Annotated in this window: 21 protein-coding genes and 1 pseudogene; 15 read left to right on the top strand and 7 right to left on the bottom strand. The window is 73.9% G+C overall.

What is annotated here, in order from left to right; genetic code table 11:
- A pseudogene (locus BJF79_RS56780) lies at nucleotides 1–339 on the top strand (hypothetical protein); the annotation flags it as partial.
- Between the two features lie 49 nt (nucleotides 340–388).
- Here the strand turns inward: BJF79_RS56780 and BJF79_RS56775 are convergent.
- Genes BJF79_RS56775 through BJF79_RS46540 form a run of 3 tightly spaced genes read right to left on the bottom strand, consistent with a single transcriptional unit; the run spans nucleotide 389 to nucleotide 2,149 of the window.
- The gene (locus tag BJF79_RS56775) at nucleotides 389–643 is read right to left on the bottom strand and encodes a hypothetical protein (protein WP_410050226.1); all 255 of its coding nucleotides are present in this window, start codon (nucleotides 641–643) and stop codon (nucleotides 389–391) included.
- Nucleotides 561–1,124, bottom strand: coding sequence for a DUF1980 domain-containing protein (locus BJF79_RS54840; RefSeq protein ID WP_143220967.1), 564 nt, complete (start codon nucleotides 1,122–1,124; stop codon nucleotides 561–563). The genes BJF79_RS56775 and BJF79_RS54840 overlap by 83 nt, the downstream gene beginning before the upstream one ends.
- Nucleotides 1,121–2,149: a permease gene (locus BJF79_RS46540; protein WP_075907040.1), complete on the bottom strand. Its 1,029-nt coding sequence runs from the start codon at nucleotides 2,147–2,149 to the stop codon at nucleotides 1,121–1,123. The genes BJF79_RS54840 and BJF79_RS46540 overlap by 4 nt, the downstream gene beginning before the upstream one ends.
- Before the next feature lie 514 nt (nucleotides 2,150–2,663).
- On the opposite strand from BJF79_RS46540, the gene BJF79_RS46535 reads away from it, so the two are divergent.
- A complete protein-coding gene (locus BJF79_RS46535; RefSeq protein ID WP_075907039.1) occupies nucleotides 2,664–3,323 on the top strand; it encodes a hypothetical protein in 660 nt (219 codons plus the stop codon).
- Between the two features lie 129 nt (nucleotides 3,324–3,452).
- Here BJF79_RS46535 and BJF79_RS46530 read toward each other — a convergent pair whose 3' ends face one another.
- The gene (locus BJF79_RS46530; protein ID WP_075907038.1) at nucleotides 3,453–4,562 is read right to left on the bottom strand and encodes a M20 family metallopeptidase; all 1,110 of its coding nucleotides are present in this window, start codon (nucleotides 4,560–4,562) and stop codon (nucleotides 3,453–3,455) included.
- Nucleotides 4,563–4,578: 16 nt separating this feature from the next.
- Complete coding sequence (locus tag BJF79_RS46525; protein WP_262403579.1) at nucleotides 4,579–5,367, bottom strand: substrate-binding domain-containing protein; 789 nt, start codon at nucleotides 5,365–5,367, stop codon at nucleotides 4,579–4,581.
- 377 nt (nucleotides 5,368–5,744) lie between these two features.
- On the opposite strand from BJF79_RS46525, the gene BJF79_RS46520 reads away from it, so the two are divergent.
- The 10 genes from BJF79_RS46520 to BJF79_RS46475 all read left to right on the top strand — a co-directional run bounded on the left by BJF79_RS46520 (nucleotide 5,745) and on the right by BJF79_RS46475 (nucleotide 12,909).
- Complete coding sequence (locus BJF79_RS46520) at nucleotides 5,745–6,620, top strand: BtpA/SgcQ family protein (RefSeq protein WP_075907037.1); 876 nt, start codon at nucleotides 5,745–5,747, stop codon at nucleotides 6,618–6,620.
- Nucleotides 6,617–7,234, top strand: a complete 618-nt coding sequence (locus BJF79_RS46515; protein ID WP_075907036.1) for a PfkB family carbohydrate kinase — start codon at nucleotides 6,617–6,619, stop codon at nucleotides 7,232–7,234. The genes BJF79_RS46520 and BJF79_RS46515 overlap by 4 nt, the downstream gene beginning before the upstream one ends.
- A 5-nt stretch (nucleotides 7,235–7,239) precedes the next feature.
- Nucleotides 7,240–7,605 (top strand): hypothetical protein, encoded by a 366-nt coding sequence (locus BJF79_RS54835; protein ID WP_143220966.1) that lies wholly within the window; start codon nucleotides 7,240–7,242, stop codon nucleotides 7,603–7,605.
- Complete coding sequence (locus BJF79_RS46505) at nucleotides 7,602–8,618, top strand: substrate-binding domain-containing protein (RefSeq protein WP_075907034.1); 1,017 nt, start codon at nucleotides 7,602–7,604, stop codon at nucleotides 8,616–8,618. The genes BJF79_RS54835 and BJF79_RS46505 overlap by 4 nt, the downstream gene beginning before the upstream one ends.
- Nucleotides 8,618–9,388, top strand: coding sequence for an ATP-binding cassette domain-containing protein (locus BJF79_RS46500; RefSeq protein WP_075907033.1), 771 nt, complete (start codon nucleotides 8,618–8,620; stop codon nucleotides 9,386–9,388). Before BJF79_RS46505 ends, BJF79_RS46500 begins: the two co-directional genes overlap by 1 nt.
- A gap of 1 nt (nucleotide 9,389) precedes the next feature.
- Nucleotides 9,390–10,430, top strand: a complete 1,041-nt coding sequence (locus tag BJF79_RS46495) for an ABC transporter permease (protein ID WP_075907032.1) — start codon at nucleotides 9,390–9,392, stop codon at nucleotides 10,428–10,430.
- On the top strand, nucleotides 10,427–11,494 hold the full coding sequence (locus tag BJF79_RS46490; RefSeq protein ID WP_075907031.1) for a phosphotriesterase: 1,068 nt from the start codon (nucleotides 10,427–10,429) through the stop codon (nucleotides 11,492–11,494). The genes BJF79_RS46495 and BJF79_RS46490 overlap by 4 nt, the downstream gene beginning before the upstream one ends.
- A 43-nt stretch (nucleotides 11,495–11,537) precedes the next feature.
- The gene (locus tag BJF79_RS46485; RefSeq protein WP_075907030.1) at nucleotides 11,538–12,287 is read left to right on the top strand and encodes a glutamine amidotransferase; all 750 of its coding nucleotides are present in this window, start codon (nucleotides 11,538–11,540) and stop codon (nucleotides 12,285–12,287) included.
- Complete coding sequence (locus tag BJF79_RS46480; RefSeq protein WP_075907029.1) at nucleotides 12,284–12,517, top strand: hypothetical protein; 234 nt, start codon at nucleotides 12,284–12,286, stop codon at nucleotides 12,515–12,517. The genes BJF79_RS46485 and BJF79_RS46480 overlap by 4 nt, the downstream gene beginning before the upstream one ends.
- Before the next feature lie 83 nt (nucleotides 12,518–12,600).
- Entirely contained in the window at nucleotides 12,601–12,909 is a 309-nt protein-coding gene (locus BJF79_RS46475; protein WP_075907028.1) for a hypothetical protein, read from the top strand.
- A 7-nt stretch (nucleotides 12,910–12,916) separates the two neighbouring features.
- On the opposite strand, the gene BJF79_RS46470 is transcribed toward BJF79_RS46475, so the two are convergent.
- The gene (locus BJF79_RS46470; RefSeq protein WP_075907027.1) at nucleotides 12,917–13,864 is read right to left on the bottom strand and encodes a TIGR03621 family F420-dependent LLM class oxidoreductase; all 948 of its coding nucleotides are present in this window, start codon (nucleotides 13,862–13,864) and stop codon (nucleotides 12,917–12,919) included.
- Between the two features lie 114 nt (nucleotides 13,865–13,978).
- The gene (locus BJF79_RS46465; protein ID WP_262403578.1) at nucleotides 13,979–15,118 is read right to left on the bottom strand and encodes a phosphotransferase family protein; all 1,140 of its coding nucleotides are present in this window, start codon (nucleotides 15,116–15,118) and stop codon (nucleotides 13,979–13,981) included.
- A gap of 118 nt (nucleotides 15,119–15,236) precedes the next feature.
- On the opposite strand from BJF79_RS46465, the gene BJF79_RS46460 reads away from it, so the two are divergent.
- The 3 genes from BJF79_RS46460 to BJF79_RS46450 all read left to right on the top strand — a co-directional run bounded on the left by BJF79_RS46460 (nucleotide 15,237) and on the right by BJF79_RS46450 (nucleotide 17,681).
- On the top strand, nucleotides 15,237–16,529 hold the full coding sequence (locus BJF79_RS46460) for an acyl-CoA dehydrogenase family protein (RefSeq protein WP_075907026.1): 1,293 nt from the start codon (nucleotides 15,237–15,239) through the stop codon (nucleotides 16,527–16,529).
- Between the two features lie 24 nt (nucleotides 16,530–16,553).
- Nucleotides 16,554–17,228, top strand: a complete 675-nt coding sequence (locus BJF79_RS46455) for a helix-turn-helix domain-containing protein (protein WP_075907025.1) — start codon at nucleotides 16,554–16,556, stop codon at nucleotides 17,226–17,228.
- 72 nt (nucleotides 17,229–17,300) lie between these two features.
- A complete protein-coding gene (locus BJF79_RS46450; RefSeq protein WP_083734758.1) occupies nucleotides 17,301–17,681 on the top strand; it encodes a VOC family protein in 381 nt (126 codons plus the stop codon).
- The last annotated feature ends 66 nt before the right edge of the window (nucleotides 17,682–17,747 follow it).

The following is a 17,747-nucleotide window of genomic DNA, read 5'->3' as shown; positions in this document are numbered from 1 at the left end:
CCCACGTGCCGCCGCCGGTGCCGCCGCAGGGCGCGCCCCCCGTGGCGCCGGCGCCCGGACCGGTGGCCGCCGCCCCGTTCGGGGACTCTCCCTTCGGCATCGGCGCCGCCGCCCCCTAACGGGCAGCCCGCGCTCGCCGAGGCGTCCTACGCGCAGGCCCCCTTCGGGGAGGCGCCGTACGCGGAGGTCCCCTACGCGCAGGCGCCCTATGTAGAGGCCCCGTACGCGCAGGCTCCCTACGGGCAGGCCCCGGTCGCGGGGCAGGACACGGGCGGGCACATGACGGTCGGCGGGACCGGCCCGACGCCGCTCGTGCCGTCGGTCTACCCGACGCACTGACCCCCCGGCGCGCCGTGTCCCGGCGCGCCGGTCCGCTCCGCGGACCTGCTCACTCGTAGGGGTTCTCCGGCTGGGGGACGCGCTTCACCGAGACGCCGCTCAGCTCGTGGACGCCCGTCCGGGCCTTCCCCTCGGGCGGCCGCCATGTCCCGACGACCTGGACCCACGCGCCCTCGGGCGGCCGGGGCCGGTCGTGGACGATGACCGAGAACGGCATGGCGTCACCGGCGCAGCACGCCATCCGCAGCCGGGTGACCTGCCAGCCCGCTCCCTCGCGCGGGGTGACGAACCCCGTGAGGCGCACCTGGACGCCGCGCAGCGTCGTCGCGCGGCCCGTCTGCTCGAGGAACGAGCGTCCGATGAAATCGCCCATGGTCATGGCGACCGGCCCGCCCGTGCGGGGCAGCGGGCCGTACCCCTCGTCCGGGGGCGCGGGCGGGGGGCGCGGCGCGCTCGGTGTCCCGGGCGGCGGTGAAGGAGCCCAGCGCGGGCGGCGCGACCGCGAAGATGATCAGGACGGGCAGGCAGAGCAGCCACGCCACCCGGGGGCCCCGGGAGTGGTCGTGCCCGTGCCCGTCGTCGTGTTCCTCGTCGGGCGCGGCGCCGTCCCGCCATTCCCGGCGCAGCCCGGCGGCGCCCAGCAGGATCAGCGCGGCCCCGGCGGGCGCCAGCAGGTAGCGGAACCCCGGCTTGACGTAGTTCACGTACTCGCCGCTGCCGAACGTGATCCAGAGCACGGCCGCGCCGACCAGCATCAGCAGGAAATTCTGGGTGGAACGCGTCACAGCAGAACACCTCCGACGAGCGTGCCGACCCCGATGGCCAGGGCGAGGGTCAGCGGGACGAACCGGACGGCGAAGCGCCGCCCGAAGAAGCCGGTCTGCAGGGCGATCAGCTTGAGGTCGACCATCGGGCCGACGACGAGGAACACCAGCTTCGCGGTGGGGGAGAACTGGCCGAGGCTCGCGGCGACGAACGCGTCCGCCTCCGAGCAGATCGACATCAGCACGGCCAGCAGCGCCAGCACGAGGATCGCGAGCCACGGCACGTCGGCCACGCGGTCCACCCACGACGGCGGCACCAGCACGTTGATCGTGGCGGCGGCGAGCCCGCCGACGACGAGGAAGCCGCCCGCGTGCATGATGTCGTGCCGCATCGCCTGCCGGAAGGCGTCCAGGCGGGTTCCGGAGGCCGCGTCCGGACGGGACGGGACGCGGATCCACCCGTCCTTGCCGAGCAGCGTCCACGTCCACCCGGCCAGTACGGCGACGAGCAGGGACGCGACGAAGCGTGCGGCCACCATCTCCGGCGAACCGGGGAACGCGACGGCGGTGGCGACGAGCACGACCGGGTTCACCGCGGGCGCGGCGAGCAGGAAGGTCAGCGCGGCCGCGGGCGCGACGCCGCGGGCCATCAGGCCGCTCGCGACCGGCACGGAGGCGCACTCGCAGCCGGGCAGGACCGCGCCGAGCGCGCCCGCGACGGGGACGGCGGCGCCCGGGCGGCGGGGCAGCGCCCGGCGCCAGAAAGCGGACGGGACGAACGCGGTGATCGCGGCCGAGAGGATCACCCCGAAGACCAGGAACGGCAGGGCCTGCACGCAGATCGCCACGAAGATCGTCGCCCAGGCGTCCAGTGCGCGGGCGTCGATGTGCGGGGCGGCCCAGGCGCGGGCGAGGAGCAGCGCCACGGCCAGCGCGGCGAAGCCCGCGGCGGCGCGGGCGCCGGGGTCGAGCCGGCGGCGCGGAGCCCAGTCGGCGGGGGGAAGCAGCTCGTCGTCGACCGTCCGGAGGTCGGCGTGGTCGGTCATGGAGAAGATCGTGCCATGTCCGGCGGAGTGCCCGGAACCGCCCACGGGAAAGGCGTTCCGATGCAGTTCTCGATAAAACGATCTACCTTCTAAAAGGTAAAATATCCCTGGATTTGGCGAAAACCTGGTAATGGCGTATATGCTCGTCGTCAGGTCCCGGTCAAAGAACCCTTGACCTGGGCTGTCACAGAGCCGTCGCTCCCGCCCGCCAGGCGGGGACCACTCTGCCGAATCGCGGCCGCATCCATGCAGCCGGTCGCGTCCGGGCGGGCCGCAGTGCCCCCGGTCGGCAATTCTCCCGCTTCATTCAACCCGCGTAGACGCACGCCCGCGAACGGGCGTCCGGCGTACGGCGCGGGCGCGGATCCGCCATGCCCGCGGGTCCCGGCATGCGGGTCCGCGAACGCGGCGGTGCATCTCGAGTCCCGAGTCTCGAAAGCCGTTCCCTCCTGCCCGGACGATCCCTGTGCTCCGGCGCGGAACGGCGGTCCTGTCGGCCGAACGAAGGAATCACATGCAGAAGCGAGCGATCAACGGCGTCCTGACCGGCATCACCGGAACCGCACTGGCCGGGATGCTCGTGGCCGGTGTGGCGGCCGCCAGCGACGACGGCGCTCCCGAAGAGCAGATGCTCCTGTCCAAGCAGGTCACTTCCGCGCAGGAGCACAAGACCCCCGCCGCGGGCGAGGGCTCGGCGAAGCCCGAGGCCGAGAAGCCCGCGGCCCCCGGCGGCGAGGCGGAGAAGAAGTCCGACGCCGCCAAGGACGAGAAGGAGGACGACGTCCTGCTCAGCGGCGAGACGACCGCGTCCTACTTCTGGGACGACGGTTCCGGCATCCGCGGCGACACCGGTGCCCCCGCGAGCGGCGAGCCCATGCAGAAGGGCATGTTCGCCAGCCCGAGCTGGCCGATGATGACCAAGGTCAAGGTCAGCTACAACGGCCGCAGCGTCACCGGCTTCGTCGGCGACCGCGGCCCGGGCGAGCCCTCGCACCGCGGCATCATGCTGGACCTCGACACCTACACCTTCCGCTACCTGGTGGACGGCGGGAAGCCCGAGAGCGACTACGACACGGGCACCGGGCAGGGCCACATCGAGGGCCTCAAGTGGGAGGTCCTGGAGTGGGGCGACGGCGCGGGCGACCGCGGCGAGCCGCAGCCCTTCGGCTCCTGACAGAGCTCGCGCCCGCGACCCGGCGCGCGGACGGGAAACGCCCCGGCGATCTCCGGATCGCCGGGGCGTTTCCGCATTTCATGATCCGCCCGATCGCGGATCATGAAATCGCGGATCATGAATTGTCGATCAATGCGCGCCGAGCAGCCGGCGGAAAGCCGCGGCGGCCTCGTCGATCCGGCGCACGGAACACGATTCGTCCGTCACGTGGGCCTGTTCGGGATCGCCCGGACCGTAGATCACCACGGCCGGGTCGCCGAGCATCGCCGTCAGCACGGACGCGTCCGTGAAATACGTCGCGTACTCGGGCTCGCGCGCGGACGCGCCGGGCGCGAGCAGCTCCAGCACCCGCGCGACGCCCGGGGACGCGGGGTCGGTCGCGACGCCGGGCAGGTCGACGAGCCGCTCGATCTCCACCTCCGGCCCGCACAGCTCCGCGATCTCCGCGACGGCCTCGTCCGACCCGAATCCCGGGATCGTCCGGACGTCCAGTCCCATCTCGGCGTGGTCGGGCACCAGGTTCGGCTGCACGCCCGCGCGGAAGGTGCCGACGTTCACCGTCACCGGCCCGTGCGTGGGGCTCACCGGCCAGCCGCGGTGCCCGTGCACCCGCGTCGCGGCGGCGGCGAGCGCGGCGAGCGCGTTGCGGCCCAGCTCGGGCCGCGAGCCGTGCGCCGACACCCCGCGCGCGGTCGCCCGCAGCCACAGCGTGCCCTTGTGCCCGAGGACCGTCCGGTTCGCGGTCGGCTCCGCCACGACCAGCAGGTCCGCCGGGACGAGCGACGCCGGGTCCAGACGCGCGGCGCCGTCGCAGCCGGTCTCCTCACCGAACGTGAACACCAGCTGCAGCGGACGGTCCGGCGCCGCGGCCGCCGCGTCCACGGCGGCGGCGAGCTGGCACGCCACCCCCGCCTTCATGTCGCTGCTGCCGCGCCCGAGCAGCCGCCCGTCGCGCACCTCGCCGCCCAGCGGGTCGAACGACCAGCCGGACGGGTCGGCGGGCACGGTGTCCAGGTGGCCGGTGAGGGTGACCGGCACGCGCGGGACGGCCGGGCCGCGGCGGGCGACGACGTTCGCGCGCCCCGCCTCCGGTTCGTCCACGCGGACCTCGAAGCCCGCGCTGTCCAGCACCCCCGCCACCAGGTCGGCGGCGGCGCGCTCGTCGCCGCCGCGGGTGTCGATCCGCACCAGCCGCCGCGCGAGCTCCAGCGCGTCGATCGTCCGGTCCGTCGCGTCCATTCCGGTTCCTCCCCGTTCAGGCGTCCGCGCGGGTGCTGTCGCGGACGACCAGGCTCGGCACGAGCGAGATGTGCGCGGACGGCCCGCGCGCCTCCCGGTCGGCCCCGTCCGCGGCCGCCGCGGCCAGCAGCCGGACGGCCTCGGCCGCGATCCGCTCGCGGGGCTGGTCCACGGTCGTCAGCGCGGGCTCGCCCAGCCGCGCGAACTCGATGTTGTCGTAGCCGGTCACCTGGACGCGGCCCGGGACGTCCACGCCGTGCGCGCGGCAGGCGCGGGTGACGCCGAGGGCGATCAGGTCGTCGGCGCACACGATCGCGTCGGGCGGGCCGCCTTCGGCGATCAGCCGCGCGGTGGCCGTCTCGCCCCACTCCACGCTGTAGTCGCCGAGGAGGACCTGCCCGGGGTCGACGGCGATGCCGAGATCGTCGGCGCGGCGGCGGAACCCGGCGAAGCGCTGCTCGGTCGAGGAGTTGGTCAGCAGCGAGCCGACGAACGCCGCCGAGCGCGCCCCGCCCGCGTGCAGGTGGTCCATGACCTGGCGCATCGCGGCGACGTCGTCCACGCCGACCCAGTCGGTGCTGGTGCCGCCGACGAACCGGTCGAGCTGCACCAGCGGCAGCCGGTCGGCGGTCTCCTGGACGGCGGCGCCGCTCAGCGTGCCGTGGCTCGGGCTCACGATGATCCCGTCGACGTTGCGGGCGACGAGCGTCGCGAGCCGCCGCGCCTCGACCGCGGGGTCGGAGCGGGCGTCGCACAGCAGCAGCTCCTTGCCCTCCCGGCCGAGGGCGTGCTCGACGCTCTCCACCAGCGAGGTGAAGAACGGGTTGGAGATGCTCGGCGACCATGCCGACGGTGTCGGTCCGGCTGTTGCGCAGGGCGCGCGCGATCGAGTTGACCTGGTAGCCGAGTTCGTCGGCGGCCGCCCTGACCTTGCGCTGCACCGCCGCCGAGACCGGCCCGCGGCCCGACAGGACGCGCGACACCGTCGCGGTCGACACCCCCGCCCGCTCGGCGACCTGCGCGATCGTCACCCGCTGCAATCGATTACTCCTCAAGCCGCCGACGGCCTCGAACCGGCCCGGATCACGTCGAGATGCGGCGACTATACCCCCTTGACGGCCTGGGGGTCTGCTATCTACGGTTCTCCAAAACTTCACTGCAATCGATTACATAGGAGGCGTCATGACGGCGGAGACGGGGAGCGAGCGGGCGCTGGGCGTCTTCCCGCCCGGGCCGAACGCGATCGAGGAGCTGTTCGCAACCCCCAAGGTCGTCATCGGCGTCGTGCACCTGCCGCCGCTGCCGGGCAGCCCGCACTACGAGGGCGTCCCGCTGGACGAGATCTGCGCGTTCGCCATCGAGGAGGCCCGGGCCTACCTCGACGGCGGCTGCCACGGCCTCATCGTCGAGAACCACTGGGACATCCCGTTCCTCAAGCCCGGCGAGCACGGTTACGAGACGGCCGCCGCGATGGCCGTCGTGACCGACCGGGTCCGGCACGCGACCGGCGGCCGGACGGGCGTCAGCGTGCTGTCCAACGCGGCCGAGTGCTCGATCGCCTCCGCGTGGTCGGGCGGCGCCGGGTTCGTCCGCGTCAACCAGTGGGCCAACGCCTACGTCGCCAACGAGGGGATCATCGAGGGGCAGGCCGCGCACGCCGCCCGCTACCGCAGCCGGATCGGCGCGAAGCCGGTGAAGGTCTTCGCCGACGTGCACGTCAAGCACGGCGCGCACGCGATCGTCGCCGACCGCACCCTCGCCGAGCAGACCGAGGACGCCGAGTTCTTCGGCGCCGACGTGCTGATCGCCACCGGCTCCCGGACGGGCGACGCCGCCGCCCTCGACGAGGTGCGGGGCATCGCGGCGCACACCAGCCTGCCCGTCGTGATCGGGTCGGGCATCACCGCCGGGAACATCGGGGAACTGCTGCCCGCCTGCGACGGCGTCATCGTCGCGTCCTCGGTCAAGGACAACGGCCGCTGGTGGGGCCGGGTCGACGGGGCGAAGGTCCGCGAGCTGACCGCCGCCGCGGCGAAGGCCGGAGCGGAACTGCCGTGATCGTCTTCTGCGGGTACGCCAACGTCGACCTGACGGTCGAGGTCCCCGTGCTGCCCGGTCCGGCGGCGCGCGTGCAGGCCACCCGCGTCCGGCGCGGCGAGGGCGGGATGGCGGCGAACGCGGCGGTGGCGGCCGCCCGGATGGGGGCCGACGCCCGGTTCGCCGGGGCCGTCGGCCCGGACCCGCAGCGCGCCGCGTTCCTCGACGCGCTCGCCGCCGACGGCGTCGGCACGCGCTGGACGTCCCGCTCCGGCGTCCTCACCACGGCCGTGGTGCTGCTCACGCCGGACGGGGAACGGTCCATCATCAGCCAGGACGACCGGGTGACCGCCGAGCACGTGGCGGCCGCGGCGGCGGCCGCGCGGGACGCCGGGGCCTGGCTCTACCTGGACGGCTACCGGTTCCCCGCGGCGGCGGACGTCCTCGCCGGACCCGAGCGGGGCGGCGTCGTCGACCTCGACGCTGCGACGGGCCCGCCGCCATGCGCGCCGCGCTCGCCGCCGCCCGACCACGCGCTCGTCGCCCGCGCCCAGGCGACCGCGTTCCTCGCCGCCGGAGCCGCCGGAGCCGCCGACGCCGCGCTCGCCGCCGAGAGGCGGCGCGGCATCGGGTAAACCTGGTGGTCACCGACGGTGCGCGCGGCTGGACGCTGTTCGCCCCGGACGCGCCGGCACGCCGGGGCCGCCATCGAGGTGACGGCCGTGGACGCCACCGGCGCGGGGGACTGCTTCGCCGGCGTCTACTGCGCGGAACTCGACCGGGGCTCCGCGCCGCCGGACGCGGTGCCCGCGTCGCGGCCGTGGCGGCGGGCCTGTCGTGCACCCGGCCGGGCGCGCGCGACGGCCTGCCGGACCGCGCGTCCGTCCTGGCCCGGCTCCGCGCCGAGCACGACTCCGCCATCGACGACTCCGGCACGAAAAGCTCCCGCACATCGGCCCCGGTCGCGCCCGCCGCGCCCGTCCGGCCTCATCGAGAGGAGACATGATGCGACACACGGTGCGGGCCGTGGTCGCGCTCTGCCTGGTGCTGACGGCGACGGTCGGTTGCGACGTCGAGGCCAGGCGCGAGATCGCGGCCGAGAAGAAGGCCACCGAACAGGGCCCGCCGCCGCCCGAGCGGATCGCGGAGTCGTGCGAGGTGGACGGCCGGCGGCCGAAGATCGGCGTCGTCCCGATCAACCTGCAGGCGCTCTTCTTCAACCAGATCAACACCGGCGCGAAGACGGTCGCCGACAAGGCCGGGGCGACCATGCAGGTCGTCAACGGCGACGACGACTCCGCGAAGCAGGCGAACGCGATCGACAACATGGTCGCCGACGACTACGACGCGATCATCGTGGACGCGGTCGACACCGAGGGCATCAAGCCGGCGATCCGCCGCGCGAAGGCCGCCGGCGTCCCGGTCGTCGCGGTGGACGCCACCGTCGACGCCCCCGCCGTCGCCACCCAGGTCGGCACGGCCAACGCCGAGGGCGGCAAGCAGATCGCGGAGGCGCTGCTGAAGCTCTCCGGCGGCAAGGGCGAGATCGGCGTCGTCGGAGCCCTCAACAGCACCGTCCAGAACGAGCGGCAGAAGGGCTTCACCGACGCGGCCGCCGCGGGCGGCATGAAGATCGGGAACGTGGTCGACGGCCGCAACATCCAGGAGCAGGCCCAGACCGCCGCCGAGAACCTGCTGACCGGAAACCCGGACCTGCCGTACGCGTACGCGACGGGCGAGCCCGCGCTGATCGGGCTCGCGGCGGCCGTCCGCAGCCAGGAGCGCACCGAGGACATCGAGGTCGTCGGATGGGACCTGTCGCAGCAGGCCGTGGACGGCCTGCGGGCCGGGTGGATCGTCGGCGTCGTCCAGCAGAACACCTTCAAGTTCGGGCACGCGGCGATGAACGCCGCGATCGACCTCGCCTGCGGCCGCTCCGCCCCGGCGGACGTGCCCGTCCCGACCCAGATCGTCACGCCCGCCAACGTCGCGGACTACCTGTACTACCTGGAGAAGTGATGGCCGAAGCACCCCTGGTCTCACTGCGCGGCATCACCAAGTCGTTCGGCGCGGTCAAGTCGCTGCGCGGCGTCGACCTCACGCTGGCGCCGGGCGAGGTGCTCGGCCTCGTCGGCGACAACGGCGCCGGGAAGTCCACGCTGATGAAGGTCCTGGCCGGCGCCCTGCGGCACGACACCGGGACGATCGCGATCGACGGCCGCGAGGTGCGGTTCGGCAGCCCCGCGGACGCGCGCCGCGAGCGGATCGGGATCGTCTACCAGGACCTCGCGCTGTGCGACACGCTCGACGTCGCGAGCAACCTGTTCCTCGGGCGCGAACCGCGCAAGGGGCCGTTCATCGACCGCCGCGCCATGCACGCCCGGGCCGCCGAGACGCTGTCGGACCTGCACGTCCGCGTCAAGTCGACGTACCAGGAGATCGGGCACCTGTCCGGCGGGCAGCGGCAGGCGGTGGCGATCGCCCGCGCGGTGTCGTTCAAGCCGCGCGTGCTGATCCTGGACGAGCCGACCGCGGCGCTCGCGGTCGCCGAGGTCCGCCAGGTCCTCTCGATGATCAAGGAGGTCGCGGCGCAGGGCGTCGGGGTCATCCTGATCACCCACCGGCTGCAGGACCTGTTCGAGGTCTGCGACCGCATCACCGTCATGTACGAGGGCCGCAGCGTGGACGACGAGCCGGTGTCCGCGCTCGACATCGAGCGGCTCGTCGCCCTGATCACCCGTTCCGGCGCGGCCGCGGCCGGGTCCGAGTCCACCGAGGAGGTGGCCTGACATGAGCGTGCAGGCCCCGCCCGCGCCCACCGTCCGCGCCGAGACGCCGGGCCTGTGGGAACGCGCCAACAAGGCGACCCTGGCGATGCTGGGCGTGACCGTCGCGCTGTTCGCGGTCTTCGGCATCGCCTCCGGAAACTTCCTCACCTTCGACAACCTGTCGAACCTGGCCACCCAGGTCGCGATCACGCTGATCGTCGCGGTGGCGATGACGTTCGTGATCACCACCGGGCAGATCGACCTGTCGGTCGGCTCGACCGTCGCGTTCGTCGCGGTCCTCACCGCCGAGATGCTCCAGGCCGGGTGGGACTCCTCGATCGTGATCGTCGCCGCGCTGGGCGCCGGGCTGTTCTGGGGCGCGGTGAACGGCTACCTGTCGGCCTACCACCGGATCCCGCCGTTCATCGTCACGCTCGCCACGATGTCGGTGATCCGCGGGCTGGCGCAGCTGTGGACCGAGGGCTTCTCCGTCCCGATCGACGCCCGGCTGTACGTCGCCAAGATCGGCCGCGCGGAGTTCCTCGGCTTCTCCGCGCTGGCGTGGATCGCGCTCGGCACCGTCGTGATCGGCGGGGTGCTGCTGGCCAAGACCCGCTTCGGCAACTACGTCAACGGGATCGGCTCGCAGGAGGAGTCGGTCCGCCGCGCCGGGGTGAACACCGACCGCATCAAGATGGTCGCGCTCATGCTGACCGGGCTCGCCGCGGGCATCGCCGGGCTGCTCACCGCGGCCCGGCTGGGCTCCGGCTCGGCGAACTCCGCGCAGGCGTTCGAGCTGACCGTGATCGCGGCGGTCGTGCTCGGCGGCACCGACCTGTTCGGCGGCCGCGGCACGATGACCGGCACCGTCATCGGCGCGGTGATCACCGGGGTGATCGCCAACGGGCTGACGCTGCTAGGCGTGAGCCCCTTCCTGACGCCGATCGTCACCGGCATGGTGCTGCTCGCCGCGATCTGGCTCAACCTGCGCGGCCACGGCATCGCCGAACTGGGCGCCCACCTCATGGGGCGGGGACGGGACCGGACCAAGGAGCCCGCGTGACCGCCTCCCGCGCGGGCCGCCGCGCGGCCGTCGAGGTGACGACGGTGACCGGCCCGGTGTCCAGCGCGAACCTGGGCCTCACCCTCACCCACGAGCACCTGCGCAACGACGTCCGCAAGGCGGTCGGCGACCCGGACGACCCGGACCTCGCGTGGCTGCGCGACGCCCGCGCCGCCCCCGAGCTGGCCTGGCTGCTGCGCGAGCAGCCCTACGCCTGCCTGGACCACTGCACGCTGGACGACGACGCCGCGATGCTCGCCGACCTGCGCGCGTTCGCGGGCGCCGGCGGCGGGACGGTCGTGGACGTCACCCCCGGCGGCCTCGGCCGCGACCCGCTCGTCCTGCGGTCGTTCGCCGAGCGCAGCGGCCTGCGGATCGTCATGGGCTCCGGCTGGTACCTGGAGCCCTACCACCCGCCGCACCTGGCCGGGACGGACGAGCGCGCCCTCGCGGCCGAGCTGGTCGCGGAATTCACCGGCGGCGCGGACGGCACGGGCGTGCGTCCGGGCGTGATCGGGGAGATCGGCGTGTCGCCGGACTTCACGCCCGCCGAGGAGACCGCGCTGCGCGCGGCGGCCCGCGCCCAGCGCGAGACCGGCGTCCCGCTGTACGTGCACCTGCCCGGCTGGCAGCGGCGCGCGCACGAGGTCCTCGACATCGTCGTCGACGGGTACGGGGTGCCGCCCGGCGCGGTCGTGCTGTGCCACATGGACCCGTCCCACGACGACCCCGCCTACCAGCGCGCGGTCGCGGACCGGGGCGTCTGGCTGGAGTTCGACATGATCGGGATGCCGTTCCGCTACCCGGGCGAGGGCCAGTCGCCCGCCCCGCACGAGACGGCCCACGCGATCACCTGGCTGATCGTGCACGGGTACGGGGAGCGGCTGCTGCTCAGCCACGACGTGTTCCTCAAGAGCATGCTGACCGCCTACGGAGGCAACGGCTTCCGGTACGTGCCGACCCTGTTCGTCCGGCGGCTGGCCGAGCTCGGCGTGCCCCGCGAGACGGCCGACGGCCTGCTGCGCGGCAACCCGGCCCGGCTGTTCGAGGCCGCCGCGGCCTGACCGGCCGCGGAACAGACATCCGACCCGAAAGAGAGGATCAACAGTGAGCCGCGTCCTGATCGCAGGAGAGAGCTGGGTCACCCAGTCCACCCACATCAAGGGGGTGGACTCGTTCACCACCACCTCCTACGTCACCGGCGTCGAGCCGCTGCGCCGCGCGCTGGAAGGCCGGGGCCACGACGTGGAGCACATGCCCGCCCACCTGGTCCCGGCCGATTTCCCCGGGGACGCGGACGCCCTCGCCGCCTACGACGTCGTGGTCCTGTCCGACATCGGCGCGAACTCCCTGCAGCTCGCCCCCGAGGTCTTCGAGCAGGCCGTCCCGGGGCGGGACCGCTGCCTCGGCGCGCTGCGCGACTGGACCCGCGGCGGCGGTGGGCTGCTGATGGTCGGCGGCTACCTGTCGTTCACCGGCTTCGAGGCCAAGGCCGCGTTCCGCAACACGGCCCTGCACGAGGCGCTGCCGGTCGGGCTGCTGCCCGAGGACGACCGGGTGGAGCTGCCCGCCGGGGCCCGCGCCGCCGTGACGGCCGCCGACCATCCGGCGCTCGGCGGCGTCGCGGGCGACTGGCCGGTGCTGCTCGGCTACAACCGGGTCGAGCCCCGGGAGAACACCGAGGTCCTGGCCACGCTGAACGGCGACCCGCTCGTCGCCGTCGCCCCCTTCGGCGCCGGACGGTCGGCGGTGTTCACCTCCGACTGCTCGCCGCACTGGGCGCCGCGGCCGTTCTGCGAGGAGTGGGACGGCTACGCGAAGGTGTTCGGCGGCCTCGTCGAGTGGCTCGCCGGATGAGCCGCTCGGAGGCGCTCCTGGAGGCGTGCGCCGAGCCGCTGGAACGCGCCGCGGCCATGCGGTTCGCCGAGGACGTCCGCACCGGCGCGATCGGCGCCCCCGAGTTCGCCGACTACCTGGAGATCGAGGCGTCGTTCGTCGCGACCGCCGCGCGGCTGCACGGCTGGCGATCTGGGACGCGCCGGACGCGGCGGCCATCGAGCGGAACGCGTCGGCCGTCCACGCGCTGACCACCGAGCAGGCCGACTACTTCCGCGCCGCCCGCGCGGCGTGGCCCGTCCCGGCGCGTCCGGGCGCGGCGGCGCGCGGGGCGGTGCTGTCGGAGTTCGCGCTGGCGGCGGCCCGGGAGGGCGGGCACGCGGCCGTGGTGACGGTGATGTTCGCCGCCGAGAGCCTGTACCTCGCGTGGTGCGGGCGGGCGCACCGGGAGGGCCGCGTCCCGTCCGGGCCGATCGGCGACTGGGTCGCGCTGCTCGCGGGCGACGCGTTCCGGCGGGGCGTCGCGGCGCTCGCCCGGGAGGTCGACGCGATCCCCGCCGACGTCCCGGACGACCGGCTCGTCCGCTGGTTCGCCGGGATGCTGGAGGCGGAGATCGCCTTCCACGACGCCGTCTACGCCTGAACCGCGCTCAGCCCGCGAGCAGCGCGACGACCGGCGCGAACTCCTCCATCACCGTGTCGGGCACCTGGTAGTAGGTGAAGCCGTACCGTTCCCTGCGTTCGGCCATCTGCGCGGCGATGTGCTCCGGCGGCCCGACGAACCGGGACGGCATGTCCAGGACGAGGTCCGCGGCGGCGGTGCCCCATCCGCGCAGCACGGCCACCCGGGCCGCGGTGGCGCGCGGATCGGCGCCGAACGCGGGCGTGACCATCATGCTCAGCTCGACGTCACGGCCGGCCGCGGCCTCCCGGACGCGGTCGGCCTTGCGGGCGATCGTGTCCGGGAGCCGCTCGGTGATCTCGTCGGAGACGGCGCCTTCGGGGAGCGCGCGCGGCAGGATCCCGACCGTGTCGGCGTACCGTCCGGCGATGCCGAGCATCCGGGCGCTTCCGGCGCCGACGACCAGCGGCGGCCGCCGCTCGGGACGCGGGAACACCGTCAGCCCGTCGACCCGGTAGTGCTCGCCCTCGAACGTGGTCTTCTCCCCGGCGAGGAGGCTCCGCAGGATCCGCAGCGCCTCCTCCAGCCGTCCGACCCGGGCCCCGGCGGCGTCGAACGGGATTCCGGCGGCCTCGTACTCGGCCCGCAGCCATCCCGCGCCGATTCCCAGTTCGAATCGTCCGCCGGACAGATGGTCGAGCGTCGCGGCCTCCTTGGCCAGCGGCACCGGATGCCGGTAGTCGTTGGCGAGGACCATCGTGCCGAGCCGCAGCGTGCTCGTGACGGCCGCCGCCGACGCGAGCGCGACCATCGGCGCGAGCTGGTCGCCGAACGGCTCGGGCACGAAGTGGTCGCGCAGCGTCAGCGTCGCGTAGCCCAGTTCCTCCGCGCGTCGTGCGGTGGCGGCCAGGTCGGCGCCCGAGCGGATCGACTCGCCGACGATCCCGAACCGGAACGGGCGTGCGTGTTCGTTCATGCCGTCGAGCCTGCCGTGCGCTCCCCGCCGGACGCTGGCGGGAATCCGACGTGCAGACCGGAGCCGGAGGGGGCGGGCGAGCGGCTCGATCGCCGTCCGTGCGGCGTAAGGGTGTCACCGACTGCCCGGGCCCCGCCGGTCCCTTCCAGCGTGCGCCGGGCGCGGCCCCGTCCGCAAGTGCCCGGTCAGGACGCGATGAAGGCGTGGGCGCGGCGGAAGAGCCCGAGGGTGATCGAGTGCAGCAGGTCGCCCGTCTCGCGGGGCGCCTTGCCCGCGCAGGCGCGGGCGTGCGTCCCCTCCAGGACGATGCCGAGCTTGAAGCACGCCAGCACCGCGTACCAGGTGATGGACGACAGGTCGCGCCCGGCGACGGCGTCCGCGCGGCGCCGCGTAGGCGTCGACGAGCTCGTCCGCGGCGGGCAGGCCGCCCGCGGCGCCCAGCGGCCCGGCGAGGACGGCGCTCTCGTCGCCGCGGTCCGGCCAGGTGGCCAGCAGCCAGCCGAGGTCCAGCAGTGGATCGCCGATCGTGCACATCTCCCAGTCGACGATCGCGGCGATCTCCGGGCCGGCGGGGGAGTACATCAGGTTGGCCAGGTGGTAGTCGCCGTGCATGATCCCCGGCCGCCACGCCTTCGGGCGGCGTTCTTCGAGCCAGCGCGCGACGTCGTCCAGGCCGGGGATGTCGGGCCCCGGATAGCCGTCCAGGGCACCGTAGGAGTCGAGTTCCGACGTCCACCGGCCGACCTGCCGCTCCAGGAACCCGGCCGGCTTGCCGAAGTCGCCGAGCCCGACGGCCTCGTGGTCGACCGCGCCCAGCGCCGACAGGGCGCGCGCCGCGTTCAGCCCCATCTCGTGCCGGACGGACGCGTCGCTCGCGTGCGGCTCCGGGAGCGTCACCGAGGCGTTGAACCCGTCGATCGGGGTCATCAGGTAGAAGACGGCGCCGTTCATCACCGACTCGTCGGGGCAGGCGGCGACGAGGCGCGGCGCGGGCACGTCCGTGCCGTCCAGCGCCCCCAGCACGCGGGCCTCCCGCCGCAGGACGTCGTTGGTGCGGGCCCGCAGATGCGCGGGGCCGCGCCGCAGCACGTACTCCCGCCCGCCCCGGCGGAACCGGATCAGCATGTTCTGCGTCCCGCCGGTCAGCGGCGCGACCTGCTCGAACGTCCCTTCGGGCAGGCCCTGGGCGTCCATCCACCCGGCGAGGACCCGGAAGTCCACGAGCGTGCGATCGATCTGCTCAGGCTGCTGCACGGCGGGGTCCCTTCGACACGGCGTAGCACCGGAGAGTAACAGTCATGCACTTGCATTACTCATTCACTTGGATGCATTATCGGCCGGGACGCCAGCCACCGACGGCAGGAGACGCGCCATGGCATGGGACTTCGAGACCGACCCCGCCTACCAGGAACTTCTCGACTGGGCGGACGCCTTCGTGCGGGACGAGGTCGAGCCGCTCGACCTCGTCCTCGGCAGCCCGTACGACAAGGCGGACCCCCGCTACGCCAAGCTCGTGCGGCCCCTCCAGGACCGGGTCCGCGAGAAGGGGCTGTGGGCGTGCCACCTCGGCCCCGAACTGGGCGGCCAGGGCTACGGCCAGGTGAAGCTGGCGCTGCTCAACGAGATCCTCGGCCGCTCGCGCTGGGCGCCGTCGGTGTTCGGCTGCCAGGCCCCCGACTCCGGCAACGCCGAGATCATCGCCCACTTCGGCACGCCCGTGCAGAAAGAGCGCTACCTGCGGCCGCTGCTGGACGGCGAGATCTCCTCGTCGTACTCGATGACCGAGCCGCACGGCGGCGCCGACCCGACCCTGTTCACCACGCGCGCCGTCCGCGACGGGGACGGCTGGGTCATCAACGGCGAGAAGTGGTTCAGCTCCAACGCCCGCCACGCCGAGTTCCTCATCGTCATGGCGGTCACGAACCCCGACGTCAGCGCCTACGAGGGCATGTCGATGTTCATCGTCCCCGGCGACGCGCCCGGCCTGGTCACCGTCCGCAACGTCGGCGTCGGCGGCGAGCGCGAGGGCTCGCACGGCTACCTGCGCTACGAGGACGTCCGCGTCCCCGCCGACAACCTCCTCGGGGACGAGGGCGGCGCGTTCGCCATCGCCCAGACCCGGCTCGGCGGCGGCCGCATCCACCACGCCATGCGGACGATCGCGCAGGTCCGCAAGGCGTTCGACATGATGCTCGAACGGTCGGTGTCCCGGCAGACCCGCTTCGGGCCGCTCGCCAAGATGCAGATGACGCGGGAGAAGATCGCCGACAGCTGGATCGAGATCGAGCAGTTCCGGCTGCTCGTGCTGCGCACCGCGTGGCTGATCGACAAGCACCGCGACTACCGGAAGGTCCGCAAGGACATCGCCGCCGTCAAGGCCGCGATGCCGAAGGTGTACCACGACGTGGTGCAGCGGGCGATGCACCTGCACGGCGCCCTCGGCGTGTCGAACGAGATGCCGTTCACGACCATGATGATGGGTGCGCAGGCGATGGCGATCGCGGACGGGCCCACCGAGGTCCACAAGATCACCCTCGCCCGGCAGCTGCTCCGCGACGTCGAGCCCGTCGAGGGCCTCTGGCCGTCGGAGCATCTGCCCACCCGGCGGGAGGCGGCCCGCGAGCGGTTCGCCGAGGCGCTGGAGCTGGCGATCGGCGAGGAATGACGAACGAGTGAGGAACGGCCCTGGATGAACGGCACCCGGGAGCGGCTGCTGGACGCGGCCGAGCGGCTCTACGCCGAACGCGGCGTGGACGCCGTCAGCCTGCGCGAGATCGTGCAGGAGGCGGGCGTCCGCAACGCGACGGCCGTCCAGTACCACTTCGGCGACCGCGCGGGCATGGTCCGCGCCCTGTTCGCGCGGCACGCGCCGGAGGTCGAGGCGCGCCGGCACGCGCTGCTGGACGCCTGCGAGGCCGACGGCGCGGGCGGCGCCGGGGCCCGGGACGGTACGGGCGGCGCGGCCGGCGGGGACGTGCGGGCCCTCGCCGCCTCGCTCGTCCGCCCGCTGACGGCGCGCCTGGCCGACCCGTCCGGACGCGCGTACCTGCAGATCTGGGCGGACGTGATCAACCGGCCGGACCCGATCGTCCCGGTCGCCGTCCTCGACGACCCGGCCGACAGCCTGTGCCGCTGGCGCGCCCTCGTCGAACCGCTGCTGGAGGAGGACGCGGCGCGCCTGCACCGGCGCTTCACCGCCGTCCGGTACGCGGCCATCGAGGTGGCGCGCCGCGCCCGCTCGGGCCCCCGCACCGACGACCGGCTGTTCACCAGCTACCTCGGCGTCGTCGCGGCGATCCTCGGCGCCCCCGTCTCGCCCGAGACCCGCCGCCTCGCGGCCGAACGCGACGCCGCGCGCGGATGACGGCCGCCCGCAGGTGACATTCGTCCAATACGCGGTGCTCCCGAGGGCGCAGAGTGGGCATATGACCCCACGATGACCAGGGAGGACGACATGGGGAACGAGAAGACGGGCGCGATCAGCCCGATCGTCGGCTACACCGACGTCGAGAAGGCCCTGGAGTGGCTGGAGAAGGCGTTCGGGTTCGAGGTCAAGGCAGTGCACCGGGACGACGATGGCAACATCGTCCACACCGAGATGCGGCACGGCAACGGCGTGTTCATGCTCGGCGACGGCAACCCCGGGAAGGCGGCCAACTACGTCGTCCTGGACGACCCCGACGCCCACCACGACCGCGCCAAGGCCGCCGGGGCTGAGATCTTCCGCGGCCTCGCCGACCAGGACTACGGCTCCCGCGACTACGCGGCCCGCGACCTGGACGGCAACGAGTGGTACTTCGGCACCTACCGGCCCTGACCCGGCCCTGGCCCGCGCCCTGATCCACCCTTGGTCCCGGCCCCGGTCCGGGCCGGGACGGGTGGA

The organism is Actinomadura sp. CNU-125, assembly GCF_001942465.1.
GTDB lineage: Bacteria > Actinomycetota > Actinomycetes > Streptosporangiales > Streptosporangiaceae > Spirillospora.
This window is presented reverse-complemented; position numbering and strand designations above follow the sequence as displayed.

Coding starts and splice junctions, on each gene's coding strand:
- BJF79_RS46535 (WP_075907039.1), top strand. CDS start 2,664: ATGCAGAAGCGAGCGATCAACGGCGTCCTGACCGGCATCACCGGAACC.
- BJF79_RS46480 (WP_075907029.1), top strand. CDS start 12,284: ATGAGCCGCTCGGAGGCGCTCCTGGAGGCGTGCGCCGAGCCGCTGGAA.
- BJF79_RS46540 (WP_075907040.1), bottom strand. CDS start 2,149: ATGACCGACCACGCCGACCTCCGGACGGTCGACGACGAGCTGCTTCCC.
- BJF79_RS46500 (WP_075907033.1), top strand. CDS start 8,618: ATGGCCGAAGCACCCCTGGTCTCACTGCGCGGCATCACCAAGTCGTTC.
- BJF79_RS46450 (WP_083734758.1), top strand. CDS start 17,301: ATGACCAGGGAGGACGACATGGGGAACGAGAAGACGGGCGCGATCAGC.
- BJF79_RS46460 (WP_075907026.1), top strand. CDS start 15,237: ATGGCATGGGACTTCGAGACCGACCCCGCCTACCAGGAACTTCTCGAC.
- BJF79_RS46530 (WP_075907038.1), bottom strand. CDS start 4,562: ATGGACGCGACGGACCGGACGATCGACGCGCTGGAGCTCGCGCGGCGG.
- BJF79_RS46455 (WP_075907025.1), top strand. CDS start 16,554: ATGAACGGCACCCGGGAGCGGCTGCTGGACGCGGCCGAGCGGCTCTAC.
- BJF79_RS46470 (WP_075907027.1), bottom strand. CDS start 13,864: ATGAACGAACACGCACGCCCGTTCCGGTTCGGGATCGTCGGCGAGTCG.
- BJF79_RS46520 (WP_075907037.1), top strand. CDS start 5,745: ATGACGGCGGAGACGGGGAGCGAGCGGGCGCTGGGCGTCTTCCCGCCC.
- BJF79_RS46505 (WP_075907034.1), top strand. CDS start 7,602: ATGATGCGACACACGGTGCGGGCCGTGGTCGCGCTCTGCCTGGTGCTG.
- BJF79_RS46495 (WP_075907032.1), top strand. CDS start 9,390: ATGAGCGTGCAGGCCCCGCCCGCGCCCACCGTCCGCGCCGAGACGCCG.